General features: G+C 73.9%; 19 protein-coding genes and 1 pseudogene. 12 read left to right on the forward strand and 8 right to left on the reverse strand.

The features are described 5' to 3' along the window. Positions 1-19 precede the first annotated feature (19 nt). Positions 20-883 carry a phytanoyl-CoA dioxygenase family protein gene (locus tag ACFQ79_RS08260; protein WP_383580186.1) on the forward strand — a complete coding sequence of 288 codons (864 nt, stop codon included), beginning with the start codon at positions 20-22 and terminating at the stop codon, positions 881-883. Positions 884-903: 20 nt separating this feature from the next. Here the strand turns inward: ACFQ79_RS08260 and ACFQ79_RS08265 are convergent. Further along, positions 904-1,041: pseudogene (locus ACFQ79_RS08265) on the reverse strand (DNA-binding protein); the annotation flags it as partial. Between the two features lie 293 nt (positions 1,042-1,334). On the opposite strand from ACFQ79_RS08265, the gene panD reads away from it, so the two are divergent. From panD to ACFQ79_RS08285, 4 genes are all read left to right on the forward strand, one after another. Continuing rightward, positions 1,335-1,772, forward strand: a complete 438-nt coding sequence (panD, locus tag ACFQ79_RS08270) for an aspartate 1-decarboxylase (RefSeq protein WP_383580188.1) — start codon at positions 1,335-1,337, stop codon at positions 1,770-1,772. A gap of 28 nt (positions 1,773-1,800) precedes the next feature. Beyond that, on the forward strand, positions 1,801-2,145 hold the full coding sequence (locus ACFQ79_RS08275; protein WP_383580191.1) for a GNAT family N-acetyltransferase: 345 nt from the start codon (positions 1,801-1,803) through the stop codon (positions 2,143-2,145). Beyond that, the gene (locus ACFQ79_RS08280; protein ID WP_383580193.1) at positions 2,139-2,810 is read left to right on the forward strand and encodes an arylsulfatase; all 672 of its coding nucleotides are present in this window, start codon (positions 2,139-2,141) and stop codon (positions 2,808-2,810) included. Before ACFQ79_RS08275 ends, ACFQ79_RS08280 begins: the two co-directional genes overlap by 7 nt. A 384-nt stretch (positions 2,811-3,194) precedes the next feature. Beyond that, a complete protein-coding gene (locus ACFQ79_RS08285; protein ID WP_383580195.1) occupies positions 3,195-4,622 on the forward strand; it encodes a transglycosylase family protein in 1,428 nt (475 codons plus the stop codon). Here the strand turns inward: ACFQ79_RS08285 and ACFQ79_RS08290 are convergent. Beyond that, entirely contained in the window at positions 4,503-5,510 is a 1,008-nt protein-coding gene (locus ACFQ79_RS08290) for a DMT family transporter (RefSeq protein WP_383580197.1), read from the reverse strand. The genes ACFQ79_RS08285 and ACFQ79_RS08290 overlap by 120 nt on opposite strands. A 246-nt stretch (positions 5,511-5,756) precedes the next feature. Between ACFQ79_RS08290 and ACFQ79_RS08295 the strand changes: the two genes are divergently transcribed. The 3 genes from ACFQ79_RS08295 (at position 5,757) to ACFQ79_RS08305 (ending at position 8,510) form a co-directional block, all read left to right on the forward strand. After that, complete coding sequence (locus tag ACFQ79_RS08295; RefSeq protein ID WP_383580199.1) at positions 5,757-6,470, forward strand: (2Fe-2S)-binding protein; 714 nt, start codon at positions 5,757-5,759, stop codon at positions 6,468-6,470. Between the two features lie 86 nt (positions 6,471-6,556). Then, positions 6,557-8,041 carry an SDR family NAD(P)-dependent oxidoreductase gene (locus tag ACFQ79_RS08300; protein WP_383580201.1) on the forward strand — a complete coding sequence of 495 codons (1,485 nt, stop codon included), beginning with the start codon at positions 6,557-6,559 and terminating at the stop codon, positions 8,039-8,041. A gap of 298 nt (positions 8,042-8,339) precedes the next feature. After that, positions 8,340-8,510 carry a hypothetical protein gene (locus ACFQ79_RS08305; RefSeq protein WP_383580204.1) on the forward strand — a complete coding sequence of 57 codons (171 nt, stop codon included), beginning with the start codon at positions 8,340-8,342 and terminating at the stop codon, positions 8,508-8,510. A 55-nt stretch (positions 8,511-8,565) separates the two neighbouring features. Here the strand turns inward: ACFQ79_RS08305 and ACFQ79_RS08310 are convergent, their stop codons facing one another. Genes ACFQ79_RS08310 through ACFQ79_RS08320 form a run of 3 tightly spaced genes read right to left on the reverse strand, consistent with a single transcriptional unit; the run spans position 8,566 to position 11,481 of the window. Then, a complete protein-coding gene (locus tag ACFQ79_RS08310) occupies positions 8,566-9,990 on the reverse strand; it encodes a lipase maturation factor family protein (protein ID WP_383580207.1) in 1,425 nt (474 codons plus the stop codon). Between the two features lie 22 nt (positions 9,991-10,012). Beyond that, positions 10,013-10,564: a DUF1990 family protein gene (locus ACFQ79_RS08315; protein WP_383580209.1), complete on the reverse strand. Its 552-nt coding sequence runs from the start codon at positions 10,562-10,564 to the stop codon at positions 10,013-10,015. After that, complete coding sequence (locus tag ACFQ79_RS08320; protein WP_383580256.1) at positions 10,561-11,481, reverse strand: YndJ family protein; 921 nt, start codon at positions 11,479-11,481, stop codon at positions 10,561-10,563. The genes ACFQ79_RS08315 and ACFQ79_RS08320 overlap by 4 nt, the downstream gene beginning before the upstream one ends. Positions 11,482-11,676: 195 nt before the next feature. Here ACFQ79_RS08320 and ACFQ79_RS08325 point away from each other — a divergent pair, with 195 nt between their 5' ends. From ACFQ79_RS08325 to ACFQ79_RS08335, 3 genes are all read left to right on the forward strand, one after another. Next, positions 11,677-13,104, forward strand: coding sequence for a DUF6777 domain-containing protein (locus tag ACFQ79_RS08325; protein ID WP_383580211.1), 1,428 nt, complete (start codon positions 11,677-11,679; stop codon positions 13,102-13,104). 160 nt (positions 13,105-13,264) lie between these two features. After that, a complete protein-coding gene (locus ACFQ79_RS08330; RefSeq protein WP_383580259.1) occupies positions 13,265-15,244 on the forward strand; it encodes a SpoIIE family protein phosphatase in 1,980 nt (659 codons plus the stop codon). 142 nt (positions 15,245-15,386) lie between these two features. Then, positions 15,387-16,733: a wax ester/triacylglycerol synthase family O-acyltransferase gene (locus ACFQ79_RS08335; RefSeq protein WP_383580214.1), complete on the forward strand. Its 1,347-nt coding sequence runs from the start codon at positions 15,387-15,389 to the stop codon at positions 16,731-16,733. Positions 16,734-16,742: 9 nt separating this feature from the next. Here ACFQ79_RS08335 and ACFQ79_RS08340 read toward each other — a convergent pair whose 3' ends face one another. The 3 genes from ACFQ79_RS08340 to ACFQ79_RS08350 all read right to left on the reverse strand — a co-directional run bounded on the left by ACFQ79_RS08340 (position 16,743) and on the right by ACFQ79_RS08350 (position 20,724). Then, a complete protein-coding gene (locus ACFQ79_RS08340; protein WP_383580217.1) occupies positions 16,743-18,404 on the reverse strand; it encodes an alpha/beta hydrolase in 1,662 nt (553 codons plus the stop codon). Between the two features lie 272 nt (positions 18,405-18,676). Beyond that, positions 18,677-20,053, reverse strand: a complete 1,377-nt coding sequence (locus tag ACFQ79_RS08345) for a sensor histidine kinase (RefSeq protein WP_383580220.1) — start codon at positions 20,051-20,053, stop codon at positions 18,677-18,679. Next, complete coding sequence (locus ACFQ79_RS08350) at positions 20,050-20,724, reverse strand: response regulator transcription factor (protein WP_383580223.1); 675 nt, start codon at positions 20,722-20,724, stop codon at positions 20,050-20,052. Before ACFQ79_RS08350 ends, ACFQ79_RS08345 begins: the two co-directional genes overlap by 4 nt. 106 nt (positions 20,725-20,830) lie before the next feature. Between ACFQ79_RS08350 and ACFQ79_RS08355 the strand changes: the two genes are divergently transcribed. Continuing rightward, positions 20,831-21,703 carry an Fpg/Nei family DNA glycosylase gene (locus ACFQ79_RS08355; RefSeq protein WP_383580225.1) on the forward strand — a complete coding sequence of 291 codons (873 nt, stop codon included), beginning with the start codon at positions 20,831-20,833 and terminating at the stop codon, positions 21,701-21,703. The last annotated feature ends 45 nt before the right edge of the window (positions 21,704-21,748 follow it).

The raw sequence follows: 21,748 nt of genomic DNA on the forward strand, positions 1-21,748 counted from the left end.
GAGGAGTTGGAGAGTCGTCATGTCGGAACCCGACACCGCCCGGCTACGCACTATCGCGAGTTCGGCGCCGATCGACGAGATCCTCGGCATCTTCCGTGAGGACGGCGGGGTCATCATCCAGGGGTTGCTCGACCGAGACCAGGTCGATCGGCTCAACAGGGAGATCGAGCCGGCCATACGGGATTTGAGCCCCGGTTCGAGGCACGACGACGAGCTCGCGGCGGAATTCCACGGACGGAACACCAAGCGGCTCACGAACCTTGTCACGCGCAGCGAAACCTTCGGACGCGAGGTGGTCGACCACGACCTCGTGCATGCCCTGGCGGACGCCGTGTTCCTTGAGGAGTCCGGCACGTACTGGATGACCACGGCCCAAGTGATCGAGATCGGTCCGGGCAACGCGGCGCAGATCCTCCACCGCGACCTCGAGAACTGGTACCCGTTCGTCGGCATGGGGCCCGCAGGCCCGGAGGCGGCCGTCAACTTCCTCATCGCCCTGAGCGAGTTCACCGACGAGAACGGTGCGACCCGCGTCATCCCGGGAAGTCACACCTGGTCCGACTTCGAGGACCGAGGGACTCCCGACCAGACGGTTCCCGCCGAGATGAGGCCCGGCGATGCCCTGTTCTTCAGCGGAAAGACCGCCCACGGCGGTGGGGCCAACGTCACGAAGGACGAGTACCGGCGAGCGGTCTCCTTCGCGCTCAACCCCGGCTTCCTGGTGGGCGAGGAGGCCTACCCCTTCCTGGTCGACCGGGAACGGGCGAGGACCCTCTCCCCGAGAGTCCAGGGCCTCATCGGCTTCCGCTCGCAGTACCCGAAGGGCTCACCCGGACTCTGGCAGGTCGACTACGGGGAGCTCGCGGACTACTTGGGACTCTGACGTCCGCGCTCCGTTCAACGTCAAGCCGGTCCAGTGCCAAGTGATCGGTGGTGAGCACTGAGCACGGTGATGTCCTCGACGTCGGACGTCAGGACGGTGACGCGGCCTGGTGGGGCGAGGGCGGCAGCGCAGAGCATGGCGTCGATGGCGTACTTGTGTGGCGGGCAGCGTCCAACCGGTGTGCAGGAGTGCCCCCGGTCACCGCCGCGGCGGCGGGTGTGGGTGCGGCGACGAGGTCTCTCTCTCCCCCCCCCGCCGGCGGAGGGGCCGGTTGTCCAGGCCGCTCGGTCGAGGGAGGCGTCGGTAAAGGCACGAAAGCCCAGGTGAGGTCACATATCGCCTGACCGGGGCGATGTTCCTCACAAACATCGTTCGGTACGTCCGGGTGTACAGTCGAGGCCGCCCTTGACCTGCAGGAAGCAGGCAGGGAGCCGTCTTCGAGGAGTCCACAGTGCTGCGCACTCTGTTCAAGTCCAAGATCCACCGGGCCACCGTGACCCAGGCCGACCTGCACTACGTCGGCTCGGTCACGGTCGACGCCGATCTGATGGAGGCGGCCGACCTCCTGCCCGGCGAGCTCGTGCACATCGTCGACATCGACAACGGCGCCCGCCTCGAGACCTATGTCATCGAGGGGGAGCGCGGTTCGGGTGTCATCGGGATCAACGGCGCCGCCGCCCATCTCGTACACCCCGGCGACCTCGTCATCCTCATCAGCTACGCGCAGGTCGAGAACGCCGAGGCCCGGACGTTCGTGCCGCGCGTCGTGCACGTCGACGCCGACAACCGCATCGTGGAGCTGGGGACCGACGCCTCCGCGCCCGTCCCCGGGAGCGACACGGTGCGCGGCCCGCACGCCGTGCCCGCGCCCGCCGCCGCGCACATCTGACCGATCCACGCCGAGGGAGCGCCGCCGCATGGCCGAGCCTGAGATCCGTGACGACCGGGCGAACGGACGCCTGGAGGCCTTCGAGGACGGCACCTCCGTCGGTGTCGTCGTCTACTTCGTGCTGACCGCCGAGCCCCACGCCCTCGTCGCCGTGCACACGGTCGTCGAGGACGGCCACGAGGGCAAGGGCATCGCGGGGGCGCTCGTGCGCGAGTTCTACGCGATCGCCGCACGGGAGGGTGTTCCCGTCGTGCCGCTCTGCCCGTACGCCGCCGCCTGGGCCGAGCGTCACCCGGACGAGGCGCCGGTCGCCCCGTCCGAGGTGGTCGGCGCGGCGAAGCTCCAGCTGAAGGCCTCCCCGGGCCTGTGGTGACCACGACCGGCACCCTGGTCCTGCTGCACACCTCGCCGGTCCACGTCCCCGTGTTCGACGGGCTCCGCGACCGGCACCACCCCGGGCTCGTCCTGCGGCACCTCGTCGACGAGGAGTTGCTGGCACGTGCCCGGGCGGCGGGGCCCGAGGCGGTCGCCGGGGCGGTGACCGCGGCGCTCGCGGGGGCCGTCGCGGACGGCGCCGAGGCCGTGCTCTGCACCTGCTCCACGATCGGCGGGATCGCCGAGCGGCAGGCGGGCACCCTCGGCGTGCCCGTGCTCCGGGTGGACCGGCCGATGGCCGCCGAGGCCGCCCGGTACCGCCGGATCGTCGTCGTGGCGGCGCTGCGCTCCACCCTCGAACCCACCGTCGCCCTCATCGCCGAGGAGGCGGGACCGGAGACACCGCGCATCGACACCGTCGTGGTGGAGGGGGCCTGGGCGCTGTTCGAGGCGGGGGACCGGGACGGCTACCTCGACGCCGTGGCGGCGGCCGTGGACGGCGTGCCTCCTGCGGAGGACGGAGTCGTCGTCCTCGCACAGGCGTCCATGGCCGACGCCGTCGACCGGACGACCACCTCGCGTCCGGTCCTGGCGAGTCCACGCCTCGGACTCGCCGCCGCGGCCGGCGCGGTGTCCGGTCCGCGCGGCGCGGCCGGCGACTGACCCGAAGGACGGGGCCCGGCGGGCGCGGCGCCGCCCGCCGGGCCACCCTGGGGAGGGAGGAACCCGTCGACCGAGAGGTCCGTGATGACCCACCCGTACCCCGATCCGCTGCCCCCCTCGCCCATTCCGCCGCCGGTTCCCACACCGCCGCCGGTTCCCCCGCCGAACCCGGTCCCCGTCCCTCCGGACCCCGATCCGAGCCCGGCGCCGCAGCCCGGCGGACCCGTACCGGAACCCGAGCCTCAGCCCCAGCCGGGCCCCGCCGGTCGCCGTCCGGCGTCAACGGGAAGGTGACATACGGGCCTTGGGCTTTGACGAATCCCTTGTCACGGAGCGTGCGCCACCCCTAACTTGGACGGCTGCTGCTGTGTTCAAGGGGGGCCCATGGCCGTACGCGGACGTCACCGCCGCCACCAGCCGAGCCGGATCAACCGTGCCTCGCTCACCGTCACCGCGGGAGGCGCCGGAATGGCGCTTCCCTTCATCGGCGCGGGCACCGTTCACGCCGCCTCGCTGGATGTCTGGGAGAAGGTCGCGTCCTGCGAGTCGACCTCCAACTGGCACATCAACACGGGCAACGGCTACTTCGGCGGTCTGCAGTTCAGCCAGTCCACCTGGGAGGCCTACGGAGGCACGCACTACGCGCCGCGCGCCGACCTCGCCTCCAAGGACCAGCAGATCGCGATCGCCGAGCGGGTCCTGAAGGGCCAGGGGCCCGGCGCGTGGCCGTCCTGCGGCCCCGGCGCGGGCCTCGCCCGGGGCGGAGACGCCCCGGACCTCTCGCCCGATACGACGACCACGAAGGCGTCCCGAGGCGGGAACGCGCCCAGCACCGCCTCCCTGCCCGGCCAGCGCGCGTTATCCGAGCGGCCGGCCAGGAACGTCGGCCCGACCGCCGTCCCCACCGTCCGTGAGATGTACACGGTGACGCCCGGCGACTCCCTGTCGAAGATCGCCCGCGACGAGCGGGTCCAGGGCGGCTGGAAGCGCCTGTACGACGCGAACCGGCCCGTCGTCGGCGACGACCCCGACCTCATCCATCCCGGCCAGCGCCTGACCCTGCGCATCGCCGCCCCGAAGAAGCCCCCGACGAAGGCGCCCTCGACGAAGGCGCCCTCGGTGAAGGCACCCTCGGCGAAGCCGGTCGCGAAGCCGATCGCGAAGCCGGTCGCCCAGCAGCCCGTGGCGAAGCCGGGGACCAAGCCCGTCGCGAAGTCCGCGGCCAAGCCGCCGGTGAAGCAGGTGTCCAAGCCCGTCACGAAGCCCGCGGCCAAGCCGCCGGTGAAGCAGGTGTCCAAGCCGGTCACGAAGCCTGCGGCCAAGCCGCCGGTGAAGCAGGTGTCCAAGCCCGTCACGAAACCCGCTCCCCGGCCCGCCTCCAAGCCGCGGCCGGCCGCCGCTGCGGAGGACCGCTACTCCGCCCCCGTCTCCGCCGACATCGGCACCCGCTACGGCAAGCCCGGTTCCTCCTGGTCCAGCGGCTATCACACCGGCGTCGACTTCCCCGTGCCCACCGGCACCTCCGTCAAGGCCGTGGCGGGGGGACGGATCGTCTCCGCCGGGTGGGGAGGCGCGTACGGCTACCAGATCGTGCTCCGCCACGACGACGGCCGCTACAGCCAGTACGCCCATCTCTCCGCGCTCGCCGTCCGCGAGGGCCAGCGGGTCACCGCCGGCCAGCGCATCGGCCGCTCAGGATCGACCGGCAACAGCTCGGGACCGCACCTGCACTTCGAGGTACGGACGGGTCCCGGGTACGGCTCCGACATCGACCCCCTGGCCTACCTCAGGGCGCGCGGGGTCTCCCTCTGACCCCGCCGCTGGTCCGGAGTCCGGCGCACGCCCCTGACCCGACGCCGGGAGCGAGGCGGCCGGCTCCGTCATCCGGTCCAGCGTGAGCTGGATCAGGCCGCCCGCGGCCACCGCGCCGCTGATCAGCGCGGCGACGGTGCCCGCCGTGCCGTAGCGGAAGCTCTCGCCGAACAGGGTCAGGCCCACGGCCGCGGCCACCACCGGGTTGACCACCGTGACCGTGGCCAGCGGGGCCGCGAGCCCCGCGCCCCGGTACGAGGCCTGGGACAGCAGCAGCCCGGTCACGGCGAGCGCCGAGAGCACGAGGAGCGCGGTCCACTCGGCGAGCGGCGCGCCGGGCGTCCACTCCTCCGCCACCGACTTCGTGAAGACCGAGGCGATGCCGAAGGCGACACCCGCGGCGGCGGCCAGGACGACGCTGCGCAGCACCGACCTGCCCACCAGGTGCGCGGCCGCGAACAGCACGGCGACCACCGCGAAGGTGCAGCCCGCGAGCAGCCACCGGTCGCCGTCGGACAGGGACCGGGCCTCGGCACCGCTCGTCAGACTGAGCAGCCCGGCGAGACCGACCGTGGCCATCACGGCGCCGCGCCAGGCCCGGGATCCGGCCCTGCGGCCGACGAACAGCGCCGCCATGGGCAGCGCGAACACGATCGTGAGCGCACCCAGCGGCTGGACCAGGCTGAGCGGTCCGTACGCGAGGGCGGCGACGTGCAGGGTCGCGCCGACGCCGTTGAGCAGGACGGAGCCCCACCAGGCCGGGCTGCGCAGCGGCGCGTAGCGCGGACCTGCGGCGGAGGCCGCGACCCGCTCCTGCACGATCGCCGCGGCCGCGTAGGCGACCGCCGAGACCAGGGCCAGGAGGACGGACAGCAGGAGGGGACTCATACCTTCCACGATCTCTCTTCGCGGCCGATCGCGTCGTCGTACCAGGGGACGTCTTCGCGGGTACACCTGGCGCAGTACATGGGCCCGACGTACGCCTGGAGATGTACACCCGTGCAGGTCAGAACGGGTGCAAAGCGACTTTTTCGAGTCGTTGGGGGCGCTCGCGGAGAGGCGCTACGGTGGTCGGAAATCATCGGATCCGGACCCACGGGACCGACCGGCCGACAGAACCAGGGGGAGCTCGGGGTGGATCTCGGCGAGAGCAGTTCGGTGGGCGGATTCTTCGCCCTGCGCACCGGCGCGCCGGTGGCCGGCGGAGCACACCGGCCGCTCGCGCGCCTGTACGCGGGCGACGACGGGCCCCTCCACGCGCGCGTGGACCGGGTCGCCGCCCGGCTGGGCGCCCCCGAGCGGCGCGTCGGGGCGTCCGTCGCCCACCTCGGGCTGGCCGCCCGGCTCTGGTCGACCGCCCTCGGGCCGGCCGCCCTGTACGGCCGTCTCCCCGCCCTCGACCCCGCGGAGCTGTACTGGGACGGGGCCCTCACCTCGCCCGACGACCTGTGGTGGGCCGGCTCCGACACCCGCCCCGGGACCGTCGACGAGATCCGCGCGGCCGTCCAGGAGGCCCACCTCGTGCCGCTCCACGCGGCCCTCCGCCGTGACGGGCACATCTCCCCGCGCCTGCTCTGGGGCAACGCGGGCTCCGCCCTGGCCGGAGCCCTGCGCGAGCTGACCCGCTGGGCGCACGCCCACGGCCGCCCGGAGGCCGCCGCACGGGCCGCCGACCTGGTCTCCGGACTCCTCGACCACCCCGACCTCGCGGGCACGGTCCGCGGCCCCCGGCTGCGCCGCGCCAGTTGCTGCCTCTACTACCGCTGCCCCGGCGCGGGACTGTGCGGCGACTGTGTCTTCGACCACGCCCCCCGAACGGGTTTGGAGGGGCGGCCCCCCGCTCCGTAAAGTTGGCGGGGTTGCCGTCTTCCGATCCCACGGACGGTGACTGCCCACGAACGGTGACGTACGAGCGAACGAGGAACCCGAAGGCCATGACGGTGACCGAAGAAAACCAGGACTACGGGCCGGGCATCGACCCCGATCGCCTGGCCGTCTGCCTCGGCGTCCTCGACGAGCTCGACAAGCTGGACGTCGACCACCCGGACGCCATCCGCGTCCGGCGCGCCACCGCCGGGATCTACCGGACCGTGAAGCAGCGCCGACGCCAGGAGCGCCGGGCGTTCAAGACCGCCAACGACAAGGCGGTCACCGAGGCCACGGCCACCGGCTCCGCGCAGCGCATCGACGACGAGACCGAGGGCATCCTGCCCTCCTCCGTCACTGAGGAAGGCCGGATCGCGGGGATACTCCAGCGTCCGCGCTCCTGCTACGTCTGCAAGACGCGGTTCGTCGAGGTCGACTACTTCTACCACCAGCTCTGCCAGCCCTGCGCCGCGGAGAACCGGGCCAGGCGCGAGGCCCGCGCCGACCTCACGGGCAAGCGCGCCCTGCTCACCGGCGGCCGGGCGAAGATCGGCATGTACATTGCGCTGCGGCTGCTGCGCGACGGCGCCCACACCACCATCACCACCCGCTTCCCCAAGGACGCCATCCGCCGCTTCAAGGCGATGGAGGACTCGGCCGACTGGATGCACCGCCTCGAAGTCGTCGGCATCGATCTGCGCGACCCGGCCCAGGCCGTGGCGCTCGCCGACCAGATGACCGAGGCCGGGCCGCTGGACATCCTCATCAACAACGCGACGCAGACCGTGCGCCGCCTGCCGTCCGCGTACGCCGCCCTGGTCGAGGGCGAGAACGCCGCGCTGCCGGCCGGCGAGCTGCCCGCCCACCATGTGATCGGCGCCTTCAACTCCGGCGCGGTCGGCGAGCTCGTCGGATCGTCCGAGCTTCCCGCCGGCGTGCGTGACCTGGAAGCCCAGCAGGTCGCCGACCTCGCGCTCGTCGCGGGGAACGCGACCATCGCCAAGCACCTCGACGGCACCGCCATCGACGCGGGCGGTCTGGTCCCGGACGTCGTCGACTCCAACACCTGGGTGCAGAGCATCGAGCAGATCTCCCCGGTGGAGCTCCTCGAGACCCAGCTGTGCAACTACACGGCGCCGTTCATCCTCATCAGCAAGCTGCGTCCGGTGATGGCCGAGGCGGCGAAGAAGGCCGCCAGCGGCCGTTCCTACGTCGTGAACGTCTCCGCCATGGAGGGCGTCTTCAGCCGCGGCTACAAGGGCGCGGGCCACCCGAACACCAACGCCGCCAAGGCCGCGATGAACATGGTGACGCGGACCAGCGGTGAGGAGATGTTCAAGACCGACGGCATCCTCATGACCTCGGTCGACACCGGCTGGATCACCGACGAGCGTCCCCACTTCGACAAGCTGCGCCTGGCCGAGGCCGGCTTCCACGCCCCGCTCGACCTGGTCGACGGCGCGGCCCGGGTCTACGACCCGATCGTGCGCGGCGAGGACGGCGTGGACCTCTACGGCTGCTTCCTGAAGGACTACGCCCCCGCGAACTGGTAGAAACCGTCCGCGATCGGACGTACAAGCGGTTTCCGCTGTTCCGGCAAGAGCGCCTCACCGGCCAGGTGGGGCGCTCTTTCGGCTTGGTTCACCCGATTGCGTCACAGTTCGGAGCCCGGTAGAGCGCAGGCGTGCTCATTTGGTTACTGTGGGGTCCACGGTCGGCCACCGAGGAGACACACCGTCCTCACGGTCTTCCAGGGACAGGCCTGCCACCAAGGCCGCGGTCCCGCCCGACAACGGCGCCACCGCGACCGACCGGCACCTGTCCTACCTACGCGACACAGAGGAGTGCGCGGTGACACCAGAACTGACGAAGCAGGAATCGCGACCGGCCGAACCCAACGACCGGACGCGCAGGAACGGCGAGCTGGGGAGCCTCGACGTGTGGGCCCACGCGGCCCCGATCCGGCTCGCGGGCTACGAGGACGACCTCGCGGAGCCCCACATCCTGCCCAGCATCGACTGATCCCCGCTTCACCCCCGGTGCCCCCGGCCGTTCGCGGCCCGGGGCACCGGTGCGTTCAGCGGCCGCGCACCGGTTCCCGCAGCCGGGTCGGCGGCAGGTACTCGCGCACGAGCGTCCGGTGCCACCAGGCCCCGGTCGCGCGCAGCTCGCGCCAGCTCGTGTAGCGGTACCGGTAGAGCCGGGCGCGGACGAACGCCGGTGGCGCGTCGGGGAACGGGTTGTGCCCCAGCAGCTTCAGGGTGTCCCGGTCGCCGTCGAGCAGCCGCTCGACGAACGGGCCGAACCAGTCGCGCGCGTACCCCGGGCTGAGCGCCGCGAACCACATCAGCCAGTCGAGCCGCAGGTGGTACGGGGCGAACTGCCGGGGCAGCCGGCGTGGATCGCCGGGCTTGCCCTTGAAGCCGTACTCCCGCCACACCGTGCCCGCGTGCGGCACCGGGTCGTCGGTGCCCTCGACCACGATCTCGTCCCTGATCCGCCCGACCGTGCCGAACGCTCCGTACGTGTTGACCAGGTGGTACGGGTCGTACGAGCGGTTCATGGCCTGGTTCCGGGAGAGCAGGTTGCGCACCGGGCGGTAGCTCCTGACCAGGACGAACGCGGTGACCGCGACGACCAGGACCACGTACCAGAGCGGCGGATCCGGCTGGGGGTGCTCGCCGGTGACGGGGGAGGCGTCCACGACCGAGAGCGCGAGCACGATGGTGATCCAGTTCAGCCAGGCGAAGTTGCCGGACAGCACCAGCCACAGCTGGGTCGCGATCATCAGACCGGCCGCGACCGTGGCCACCGGCTGCGGGGTGAACAGCAGGAACGGCACGAAGAGCTGGACGACGTGGTTGGCCGCCACCTCCACCCGGTGCAGCGGGCGCGGCAGGTGGTGGAAGAACCAGCTCAGCGGTCCGGGCATCGGCTGGGTCTCGTGGTGGTGGTAGAGGCAGGTCAGATTCCGCCAGCACGGGTCGCCGCGGATCTTGATGAGCCCGGCGCCGAACTCGACGCGGAAGAGCAGCCAGCGCAGCAGGAAGAGCACGAGGACCGGCGGCCCGGTGTCGTCGTTGCCGAGGAAGACCGCCAGGAACCCGGTCTCCAGGAGCAGCGACTCCCAGCCGAAGGCGTACCAGGTCTGGCCGACGTTCACGATCGACAGGTACAGCGCCCAGAGGACCAGCCACAGCAGCATCGACACCGGCAGCGGCACCGCGTCCCCGGCGCCCGCGAGCAGGGCGAGGGCGAGCGCGGCGCCGGACCAGGCGACGGCCGCGAAGAGGCGGTCGGAGTACCGCCAGTGGAAGAGCGACGGAGTGTGCCGCGGCCGGGTCCCGCGCACGTGGTCCGGTACGGGGAGCATGCCTCGCTCTCCGATCAGCGCCCGGAACTGCAGGGCCGCCGAAAGGAACGCCACGCAGTACAGCCCGGCGAGGCCCCGCTGGAAGACGATCCGGCCCAGCCAGTGGTCGGGTGCGGTGAACCACTCCATCGCTTCCAGTATCGGCCCGGGATCACGTCCTGACGAGGCGCCGCAGGGTCCGGCCCAGCTGACGCGCGTACGCCCGCTGGAGGAGGGGGACCACGGGGCCGCCGAGCCGGGTGTACCAGGCGGCGGGGCGGCTGAACGCGGTGACCGCGAACCGGACCGTGCCGTCCGCCTCCAGGTGGACCATGAAGGACTCCTCGCCGCACTCGGGGTGCCCGGTGAGGGTTCCGTAGGCGAAGCCGATGCGCCGTTCCTCGTACGCCGTCCAGATCACCGAGCAGGGGGCGCCCAGCCGGAGCGGGCCGAGGCCCGCCGATACCTCGACGGTCACGCCGGGCGCGGCACGGTCGGAGTCGGCGAGGAGGCGCGCCCCGGTCGCGCGGTGCATCCGCCAGGTGGTGACGGCGGCTCCGGCGGCCTCGAAGGCGGCCCGGCCGTGGCCGACGACCGCGCTGTACCGCAGGTGGTGGTAGCCCTCGGGGAGGGCGGCAGGGGTGCGGGTGGCGGCGACCTCGCGGTAGCTGAGGGTCGGGCGGGGACGGTCGGGCCGGGACAGGCTGCTCATGAGGCGGGTCATGCCGGAAGCTCCGTTCGCGGGTGAGCCATGGGATGGGCGGGGTTCGTGGGGGCTGAGGGGGCGGGGAGGTGTGGCGAAGCCGGGTGCGGCGCCGAGGGGGCCGGCCGGAGGCGGCGGTGGGCGAGCAGCGCGCAGACCGCGAAGCCCAGGGCGTTGCCCAGGCCGTGGGTCGCGGCCGTCCAGGTCAGATCGAGGTGCGGAAGGCCGGTCGCCTCGCCCAGTGCCCAGCTCAGCGCGAGCAGCATGGTGACGAAGAGGACCAGGGCGGAGACGGCGAGCAGTCCCCGGGTGAGGCGGTCGGCCGCCAGGGCGCGGCGCTCGCGCAGGGTCAGGACCGCGACCGCCGTCATGCCGGCCGTGAGGACGACGGCGCCGAGCAGCTCGGCCCAGTCGTCGACGAAGTAGCCGAGCAGGACGAGCAGGGTGCCCGCGGGGACGCTGAGCGCGGCGAAACGGGCGGTGGGGCCGTCGGCGACGCGGCAGAGGAGGCCGGCGACGAGGGCGGCGGCGAAGCCCGCGAAGTGGAAGTGCGGGACGGTCAGCGCCAGGATGTCCAGGTCGAAGCCGAAGAGCGGGTACGAGGCCCGTTCCGCGACCAGGGCGAGGCCGGCGACGGAGGGCGCGACCAGGGCGGTGAGGACCGCGACCTCGCCCGGCCGCAGGGAGCGGGTCAGGATCAGCCGGGCCGGGGCCTGGAGCGCGAGGGCCAGCGTGGCGAGGGCGTAGACGGCGGCGAGCGCGGTCGAGAGCCCCGAGCGGGGCAGCCACAGGGCGAGCGCGCCGGGGGCGGCGAACAGGGGCCAGGCGCGGCGGAGCGGGTCCCATCCCGGTGGCCGGGGGCCGTCGAGGAGCGCGAGCCCCGTCGGGACCACCCAGAACATGCCGATCGTGACGACCGTGCCCACCAGGACCGTCAGTGCGGTCATCGCGCACCCCCACTTGAACGTGTTCAACTCGCATGGCCGAGCGTAGAGGCTTTCTTGAACGTGTTCAAGTGGATGGGGGACACGGTCGGCGGCCCTCCGCTTGCGGGGCCCCGCGCACTGCGACAGACATGAAGGACTGGCCGGAACCGGGCGCCGTGGCCCGGGGAGAGAAAGCGGGAGAACCAGGTGCGCTCACCCCACTGCCGGACGCGGCGAACCCCCACCGCTCCCGGCGCGACCCACCCGACCGCTCTCGACCCGACCCCCGCCCGGGCGACCGCCCCGACCGTTCGCGCGGCGACCGCCCCGACCTCCCGTGCGGTGACCGCCCCGACCTCCCGTGCGGTGACCGCCCGGACCGCTCGTGCGGCGACCGCCCCGACCTCCCGTGCGGTGACCGCCCGGACCGCTCGTGCGGCGACCGCCCCGACCCCCCGCCGCGCGACCCCCCGCGCCGCCGTCGCCCGTTCCGCGCTCGCGGCGCTCGCCGCCTCGCTCCTCCTCGCGGGGTGCACCTCCGTCTGGGAGGGTGCCCGGGGCGGCGCCCAGCCCGCCGCGGCCGGTCCGACGCAGGACGTCCTCCTCCAGCCGCTCGCCGCCCGGGGACCCGACCCCTTCACCGAGTCCTCGGCCCGGGCCACCGCACAGCCGGCCTCGCCGGCCCGTGGCACGGACACCGACGGCGCGCAGGTCCGTGAGGTCACCGGCTCCACCCCCGGCCTCTACGGCGGCACGCGCGCGGAGGGCAGCTGCGACGTCGAGCAGCAGGCCGCGTTCCTCTCCGCCGACGAGAACAGGACCCGGGCCTTCGCCGAGGCCGCCGGAATCCCCGAGACCAACCTCGGCGACTGGCTGCGCGGGCTGACCCCGGTCGTCCTCCGCTCGGACACCCGGGTCACCAACCACCGCTACCGCGAGGGCAGGGCCAACGCCTTCCAGTCCGTCCTCCAGACCGGTACGGCGGTCCTCGTCGACCAGTACGGCTCCCCGCGCGTCCGCTGCGCGTGCGGCAACCCGCTCCGCACCCCGGCCGCGGTCGGGGACGGCATCCACCAGGGCGAACCCTGGGACGGCTTCGACCCCGAGCGCGTGATCGTCATCCGCCCGACCACCACCGTGGTCACCAGCCTGGTCATCGTCAACAACGCCGACCGCAGCTGGATCGAGCGGGCCACCGGCAGCGACGGGGCCCAGGACCGCAAGCCCGCCGTGGAACCCGACTGCGACCCGGACGCCTGCGCCCTCGCCGACGCGACGCCCGACGGCGCCACGCCCGACCCGAGCGCCCCCGGCCGCCGTCCGTCCCCCGACTCCGCCTCCCCGGACAACCCCTCCCGGGCGCCCGTCCCGCCCTCGCCGGAGAACCCCCTGCCCGACGCGTCAGGGACCGGTGGCACCGGCACCGCCCCGAGCCCCGCCGACCCCGACCCGTACCCCGTGCCCGACGCGGATCCGTACCAGGACCCGAACACCGATCCCCGTGTGCAGCCGGACCCCGCCGACCCCTACGCGGAGCCCCCCGGCGAGCCGACCGTCCCGGACGGCGAACTGCCGCCCGAGGAGCTGTTCCCCGCCCGGCCGGTCCCCGACCAGCCCGAGACCTTCGAGGGATGAAACGGATCTTCATGGTGCGCACGGGCGGGGCTGCGCCTAGCGTGGCCCCATGAACGCGGGCAACGGGGGAGGGGATGCGGTCGAGCGGCTCAGCCGCGCCCTGGAGGGAGCGGACGCCGGGAGGGCACGGATCCTGGCCGAGATCGGTACGGCCTTCCGGATGGGCGGCTTCGACTGGGATCTCGTCGACGGCACGATGATCATGGACGAGGCCGCCCTCGACGTCTTCGACATGGACCGGGCCGACTACGACGACCACCCCGACTCGCTCGGCTCGCGGGTCCTGCCGGACGAGGCCCGCCGCCTCGACACCCTGGTCGCGCAGGCGCTCAAGGACGGCAGCGCGGAGTACGGCGCGTACTTCCGCATCCGCCGCCGGAACGGCGTGCACCAGTGGACCCACACCCAGGGGATCGTCCACCGGGACGACGCCGGCCGCCCGGTCCGCATCGTCGGCGTCGTCCGGGACGCCACCCATGAACTCAGCGAGTCCGCCGCCCGGCTCGGCCTCGACGAGGGGCGGCGCCGGCGCGCCGGGGTCGTCGAGGGCACCACGGCCGCCCTCGCCTACGCGCGGACCGTCCAGGACGTCATCGACCTGCTCAACGACTCCCACGCCCTGGAGCACTTCGGCGCCGCCAGCCTCGTCATGGGCCTCCTCGACGCCGGCCGCATCCATCTGGTCGCCGAGGGCCCCGACGGCGCCTTCGTGCCGGGCACCCGGTTCACCCGGGTGGACGAGCCGTACCCGATGAGCGAGGTGATCCGCACCCTGCGGCCGCGGTTCATCGAGTCGCCCCGGGACTTCGCCGACTCCTTCCCGGTGCTCTGGCCGCACATCAGCGGACTCGGCATCACCGCCGCCGTCTATCTGCCGCTCATCGCCCAGGCCCGGCCCATCGGCGCGCTCGGACTCCTCTACAGCGACAAGACCGGCTTCAGCGAGGACGAGCGGACCCTGCTCGTCGCCCTCGGCAGCAGCATCGCCCAGAGCCTCCAGCGGGCCATGCTGTACGAGCAGGAGCACGACCTCGCCGAGGGGCTCCAGCAGGCGATGCTGCCCCGCAGGATCCCCGACGTGCCGGGCGCCCAGACGGCCGTCCGCTACCGTTCGGCCCGCCTCGGCCGGGACATCGGCGGCGACTGGTACGACATCATCGCGCTCCCCGGCGGGCGGGTCGGCGCCGTCATCGGGGACGTCCAGGGCCACGACACCCACGCGGCTGCCGTCATGGGCCAGCTGCGGATCGTGCTGCGCGCGTACGCCGCCGAGGGGCACACCCCGGCCACGGTGATGGCCCGCGCCTCCGTCTTCCTGCACGAACTCGACACCGAACGCTTCGCCACCTGCACCTACGCCGAGGTCGACCTCGGCACCGGGGTCGTCCAGGTGGTGCGCGCCGGACATGTCGACCCGCTGATCCGGGAGATGGACGGGCGCTGCCGCAGGATCCCCGTGGAGGGCGGACTGCCGCTCGGGCTCTCCGCCGAGTTCGGCCGGCTCGACTATCCGGTGACGACGCTGGAACTGGACCCCGGGCAGACCCTGCTGCTCTACACCGACGGCCTGGTCGAGAAGCCCGGCTCCGACCTCGACGAAGGCCTCCAGTGGCTGTCCGCCCTCGTCCGGCGCGGGCCCGCCGACCTCCAGGAACTCGCCGACCACCTGTGCGACGTGGTCGCCGACCGGGGCGGCGAGGACGACGTGGCGATCCTGCTCCTGCGCCGCGAGGCCGCGACCGCCGGCCATGGCGCCGGCCGCTTCCAGCAGCACGTGGCCCAGAACGACCCCGAGGCGCTGAGCTCGGCCCGGCACATGATCAGGGCCGCCGTCCGGGCCTGGGGCGCCGAGGAACGGGCCGACGAGATCGAGCTGGTCGCCGACGAGCTCATGACCAACGCGCTGATGCACACCGACGGCGGGGCCATCGTGACCCTGCGGATCCTCGGCGGGGCCGAACGGCGGCTCCGGGTGGAGGTCGAGGACCGCTCCAGCGCGCTGCCCCGCCGCCGCGAGGCGGGGGAGGCGGGCGTCTCCGGGCGCGGACTGCTGCTCGTCGACCAGATCTCCGACGTCTGGGGAGTGGAGTCGCGGGGGAGCGGCAAGTGCGTGTGGTGCGAGTTCACCGTGCAGAACTGAGCCCGTCACAGAGAGGTGCGACTGTTAACAGAAGACCGCGACTGTTAACAGAGCGTGCACTGATCGCCCTTGACCGTAACTGTCGGTACGCGATTGACTTCGTGCTTCCGGCTCTCCGCGCAGCATGTACGTGAGGACACGAGTGAGCAGCGAGCTACTGGCACCGCTAGACCTGGCCTTCTGGCACCTGGAATCCACCGCGCACCCCCTGCACCTCGGGGCGCTCGCCCACTTCGGCCCCGCCCCGACGGCCGGCGGCCAGGAGCCACCGGACGTCCTCGGCCTGCTCGCCCGCCGCGCCGCCGCCGTCCCCCGGCTCCGGATGCGCGTCCGCGACGTCCTGCTCCCCGTCGGCGGCGCCGCCTGGAGCGCCGACCCCGACTTCGACGTACGCCGGCACGTCCACGAGATCGCCCTCCCCGGCGCCGACTTCCCCGCCGAGGCCGCCCGCCTCGCCGCCGAACTCATGGAACGGCCCGTCGCCCGCGGCCTGCCGCCCTGGGAGATGTACCTGCTCAGCGGCGCACCCGACGGCTCCTTCGCCGTCCTCGTGAAGCTCCACCACGCCCTCGCCGACGGCATGCGCGCGGTCGCCATCGGCGCCGGCATCTTCGACGAGATCGCCGCGGGCCGCCGCACGGCGGGCGGCGCCCGTCCCGTACCCCCGCGCCCCTGGCTCCCCGGGCCCGGACGGCTCCTCGGCATGGCCCGCGACCGGCTCGGCGACCTCGGCCGGGCCGTCGAGGTCGGCGCCTCCGTCGTCCGTGCCAGCCGCCTCGACGGACGGCCCACCGCCGTCCTCGCCGCCGAGTCCAGCGGCACCCGCAGGATCGCCACCGCTTCGCTGCCCCTGGAGCGGGTCCACCGGATCCGCCGCACCACCGGCGGCACCGCCAACGACGTCCTCCTCGCCCTCGTCGCCGGAGCCCTGCGCCGCTGGTTCGACGGGCGCGGACCCTCCCTCCCGGGAGCCGACCTCCGGGCCCTCGTCCCCGTCTCCCGGCGCCGGCCCGGCACCCCGCCCGGCCCCGGGAACAGCCTCTCCGGCTACCTCCTCGACCTGCCCGTCACCGAGGCCGACCCGGCGAACCGGCTGGCCTCGGTCCGGAGCGCCATGGACCGCAACAAGGCCGCGGGCCCCCTCAGGGGCGCCGGGGCCGTCGCCCTCCTCGCCGACCAACTGCCGCCGCTCGCCCACCGCTTCGGCGCGCCGTTCGCCTCCGGCGCCGCCCGGCTCCTCTTCGACCTCCTGGTCACCCAGGTGCCGCTGCCCCGCTCCGCGCTCTCCCTCGGCGGGGCGCCGCTGCAAGCGCTCTTCCCCATGGCCCCGCTGGCCCGCGGTCAGTCCCTGGCCGTCGCCATGTCCCCGTACGGCGGCCAGGTGCACATCGGTCTCGTCGCCGACGGCGAGGCCGTCCCCGACCTCGACGCGCTGGCCGACGCCCTCAGGGCCGAACTCGACCTCCTGGACCCGCCGGAGACGCCGTAGCCCCGCCGCCTACGCGGTGCAGGTCGTGCCGGGCCGCACCTTCGTGAGGCGGATCAGGTACTCCTCGACCTTCCTGTCGACGCAGGGGTTGCGGCCGTACCCGGTGTGGCCGGGGGCCTCGAAGGACAGCAGCATGCCGCCGGGGAACTGGCGCGCCAGACTCACCGCCTCGGCGTACGGCGTCGCAGGGTCCCCGGCCGTGCCCACGACCAGGACCGGCGGGACGCCCGCCGCCCGCACCCGGTGCGGGCGGCCGCGGCCGGCCGGCCAGTCCTCGCAGACCAGCTCGGCCGTCACGCCGGTCGTGCCGTAGACGCCCGCCGCCTTCTCGGCGGGGCCGAGCGCGTCCCAGTAGGCCTGGGCGTCGCGGGGGTGGGGGACGTCGAGGCAGTTGATCGCGATGAGGGCGGCCTCGCTGTTGTCCTCGGGGACGGTGTCGGCGGGCTCGGCCTCGGGGCCGGTGCCCGGATCGGCGTTGGGATCGGTGTCCGAGTCGGCGTCGGTGTCCGAGTCGGCGTCGGGGTCGGTGGCGGGCGGCTCCTCCTCTCCCGCCGCCAGGGCCGCCAGCTTCGTACCGTCCCCGCCGTCCGCCGCCCCCAGGGCCTCGGACAGGGCCGCCCACTGCTCCTCCGGTGTGTACATGGACAGGCTCAGGGCTGAGACCAGGGCCGCGGCGTCGAGACCGTACGCGGAACCGTCGACCGGCAGCGGCTCGCGCCGCGCCCGCTCGACGAGCCGGTCGATCAGCCCGCGTATCTCCTCGGGCGTCGCGCCGGGGCAGCCGTCACCGACCACGTCGGCGCAGGACGTGGCGTACTCCTCGACCGCGTCCCGGAACCCGGTGGCCTGACCGAGCGTCCGCTGCCGCCAGTCGAGCGACGGATCGACCGCCCCGTCCAGGACCATCGCCCGTACGCGGCGGGGGAACTGCTCGGCGTACGAGGTTCCCAGGCTCGTGCCGTACGACCAGCCGACGTACGTCAGCCGCCGGTCGCCGAGCGCCGCCCGCAGGACGTCCAGGTCGCGGGCGGCGTCGTCCGTGCCGACGTGCGCGAGCAGCGGCCCGCTGGCCTTCCGGCAGCCGTCGGCGGTGGCCCGCGCCTCCGCGAGGGCGTCGGCGCGCTCCGCGTCCGTACGGGGGACGAGGGGGGAGACGGATGCGTCGGCGCCCGGGGCGTCGTCCGTGGATCCCGCAGGGGCGCAGGTCAGCGCCGGCCTGCTCTCCCCGACGCCGCGCGGATCGAAGGACACGACGTCGAACCGCTCGCGCACACCCCGGCCCATCGCGTCGGCGCCGCCGTCCCTGATGAGCCGCACGCCGCGCTCGCCGGGGCCTCCGGGGTTGAGGACGACCGACCCGACGCGCTTCCCTGGCACCGCGGTGGCCGCCTTCGCGACCGGCAGGACGAAGGTCCTGCCGTCGGCGGGACGGGCGTAGTCCATCGGAACGGTGAGCGAGGCGCACAGATGGTCGCCGCACGGCTTCCAGGCGAGCTTCTGGCCGTAGAAGCGCCGGAGGTCGGGACGGTCCGCCGGATCGGCGGCCCCGGCCGACGACCTCGGCCGGCTCCCGTCCGGGCCGGACCCGGCCGTACAGGCGCCGAGGGAGGCGACGCCGAGTACGGCGAGGGCGAGAGCGAGCGCCTGGCGGCGGGCGGGGGCGGTGATCACGAGGTACTCCCATGGGGTGGTCGGTCCAGGGAAGGATCGCGCGCGGATGCTGAGGATTTGCTGAGGCCGGGGAGGCCGGGGAGGCCGGGGAGGCCGGGGAGGCCGGGGAGGCCGGGGAGGCCGGGGAGGCCGGGGAGGCGGGAAAAGGGACAGAGGGCCGGGGCGGCGGGGGAGGGGCGGGGCGTCCGCGCGTTCATCCGGTGGCCGGGACCGTCCCGAGGCCGTGTTCATCCGGAGGGCACGACCGGGACCGGACGCGTCGGCCCCACCGCTCAGTCCGGTGTCGGCAGCCTCAGGACGAACCTCGCCCCGCCCCCCTCCGCCCGCCCCGCCGTGAGCGTGCCGCCATGGGCATGGGCGACCCAGGACGCGATCGACAGACCGAGGCCGGTCGAGCCGGATCCGCTGCGGAAGCGTTCGAACAGGGCCTCGGCGACCTCCGGCGGCAGGCCGGGCCCCGCGTCCTCGACGGTCAGCGTGCCGTCCCGGGTCACCGTGATCCGTACCTCCGCCGGAACACCGGGCTCGTGGCCGTGCGCGAGCGCGTTCCCCAGCAGGTTGCCGACGGCGCGGCGGACCAGATCGGGGTCGGCGACCACGATCGTGTCCTCCGCCTCGACCCGGACGCGATGCCCCTCCCCGGGGGCCTCCGCCTCCTGGACGACCGCCTCCACCACCTGGTCGAGCCGCAGCGGCTGGCGCGCCACCGTGGCCGTGCCGGACATGAGGCGGGCCCGCGTCAGCAGCCCGTCGACCAGCCGGCCCATGCCCTCCGCGAGGCGCAGCGTGCGCCGGTGCACCTCGGTGCTGTCCGTGTCCCCGCGCAGCGCCGTCTCCGCGAGCGTCCGCAGCGAGGCCGCCGGGGTCCGCAGATCGTGCGCCGCGTCCGCCAGGAACGCCTCCTGCTGGCCGAGCGCGGTGAGCGCCGGCCGGACCGCCCGCCCCGACAGGGCGTGCCCGACGGCCGCCGAGAGGAGGACGAGGATCGCGCAGCCGCCCGTCACCACCCCCACCAGCCGCCGGTGGTCGTCGCCCTGGGCCGACGCGTCGGTCAGGGTCACCAGGACGCCCTGCGGCCCCGCGTCCTCCGCCGCCTCCGACGGGTAGAAGGGCAGCGCGAAGACCCGTACCGGCTCTCCGTCCGCCGTACGCCGGTCGAAGCCCCGCGCCTCTCCGGCCCGCACCGCCGCACGACCGGCCTCCATGACCACCCCGGGACCGGCCGTCAGGCACGGCGCGGAAGGCGCGTGCTGGACGGTCAGATCGTCGTCGTCGGCGGCGGTCCCGGTCCCGCCGGTCCCGCCGGTCCCGCCGGTCCCGGCCTCCGCCTCCGTGGCCACGAGGAGCACGGTCAGCGGTGGGCAGTCGGTGTTCACCGTGTCCGCGAGGACGTCCGTGGCCAGCCTTCCGTCCTCGTCGGTCTCCAGCAGACCGAGGGCCCAGCTGGAGTCCGTCTCCATCGCGTGGTCGAGCTGCTCCCGCCAGCGCGCGCTGTCGCTCCGTACGGCGAGTACGGCCATCGCGATCAGGCCCACGGCGCTGGTCAGCGCGAACAGCAGACTGATCCGACGGCGCAGCCGCAGGACCCGCTCCGTCGGCGTGAGCGCGCCCGAGGACGCCGCCGACCGGCGGGAGAGAGCCCGCCTCACCGCGTGCCGTCGGGCAGCGCGAGCCGGTAGCCGACCCCGCGCACGGTGCGGATGAGCGGCGGGTCCCCGAGCTTGCGGCGGAGCTGGGAGACGAGCACCTCGAGGACGTTGGACTGCGGGTCGGCCATCTCGTCCCAGCAGCTCTCGATCAGCTCGGCCCGAGGGACCGCCTGGTCGGCGCGGGCCGCCAGGACCTCAAGGACGGCGAACTCCCTGGTGGTGAGCGTGAGGAGCACCCCGGCCCGGCGGACCAGCCGACGGGCGGTGTCGACCTCCAGGTCGCCGACGTGACGCACCGGAGGACGGACGACGGCGGAGCGCCGGCACAGGCTGCGCACCCGGGCGACCAGCTCCGGCACGGCGAACGGCTTCACCAGGTAGTCGTCGCCGCCGCTCGCGAAGCCCTCCACCCGGTCGGCCACCGTGTCGCGCGCGGTCAGGAAGAGCACGGGCACGGCACGGCCGTCACGCCGCAGCCCCTCGACGTAGGCGGCGGCGTCCCCGGACGGCAGCATCCGGTCGAAGACCGCGCAGTCGTACGCGGTCACGAACAGGGCCTCGTCGGCCCGGGGCAGATCGGCGGCCTCGTCGACGGCGAGCCCGGCGGCCCGCAGGGCGGCGGCCACCCCGAACCGGAGGTCTTCGTCGTCCTCGACGAGCAGTACGCGCACGTCACCCACCCTAGGGGGTGCGCCGTGCGGCCCGTCCGGGCCCCGGTGGACACGCCCCGGGGGTGTCCGGCGAGCGGCCCCGTCACCCGTGCGGCAGGGTGGAACCATGCCCGAACTCCCCGAGGTGGAAGCGCTCCGCGCGTTCCTCGACACGCACCTGGTGGGCAAGGAGATCGCCCGTGTGCTGCCCGTCGCGATCAGCGTCCTCAAGACGTACGACCCGCCCCTGAGCGCCGTCGAGGGGGCCGAGGTCACCGCGGTCGGACGGCACGGGAAGTTTCTCGACCTCACCGCCGCGGGACCCGCCGGCGAGCTGCACCTGCTGTTCCACCTCGCCCGCGCGGGCTGGCTCCGCTGGCAGGACCCGCTGCCCTCGGGACCGCCCAAGCCCGGCAAGGGCCCGCTGGCGCTGCGGACCGCGCTCACCGGCGGCGACGGCTTCGACCTCACCGAGGCGGGCACCACCAAGCGCCTCGCCGTGTACGTGGTGCGCGACCCGCGGGAGGTCCCGGGCGTCGCGCGGCTGGGACCCGATCCGCTCGCCGAGGAGTTCGGCCCGGAGGAGTTCGCCGCCCTCCTCTCCGGCGAACGGCGCCAGATCAAGGGCGCCCTGCGCGACCAGAGCCTCATCGCCGGCATCGGCAACGCGTACAGCGACGAGATCCTCCACGCCGCGAGGATGTCCCCCTTCAAACCCACCCAGAACCTCACCCCGGACGAGACCGCCGACCTCTACACGGCGATGCGGACCACCCTCCACGAGGCCGTCGAACGCTCCCACGGCCTTGCCGCGGGGAAGCTCAAGGCCGAGAAGAAGAGCGGCCTGCGCGTCCACGGCCGCACCGGCGAACCCTGCCCCGTGTGCGGGGACACGATCCGCGAGGTCTCGTTCAGCGACTCCTCCCTCCAGTACTGCCCCACCTGCCAGACCGGCGGGAAGCCGCTCGCCGACCGCCGTCTGTCGAAGCTCCTCAAGTAGCCCGAGTCCGAGCCCGGGTCCGAGCCTGAGTCCGAGCCTGAGTCC

It is taken from the genome of Streptomyces sp. NPDC056480 (assembly GCF_042795405.1).
Classification (GTDB): domain Bacteria; phylum Actinomycetota; class Actinomycetes; order Streptomycetales; family Streptomycetaceae; genus Streptomyces.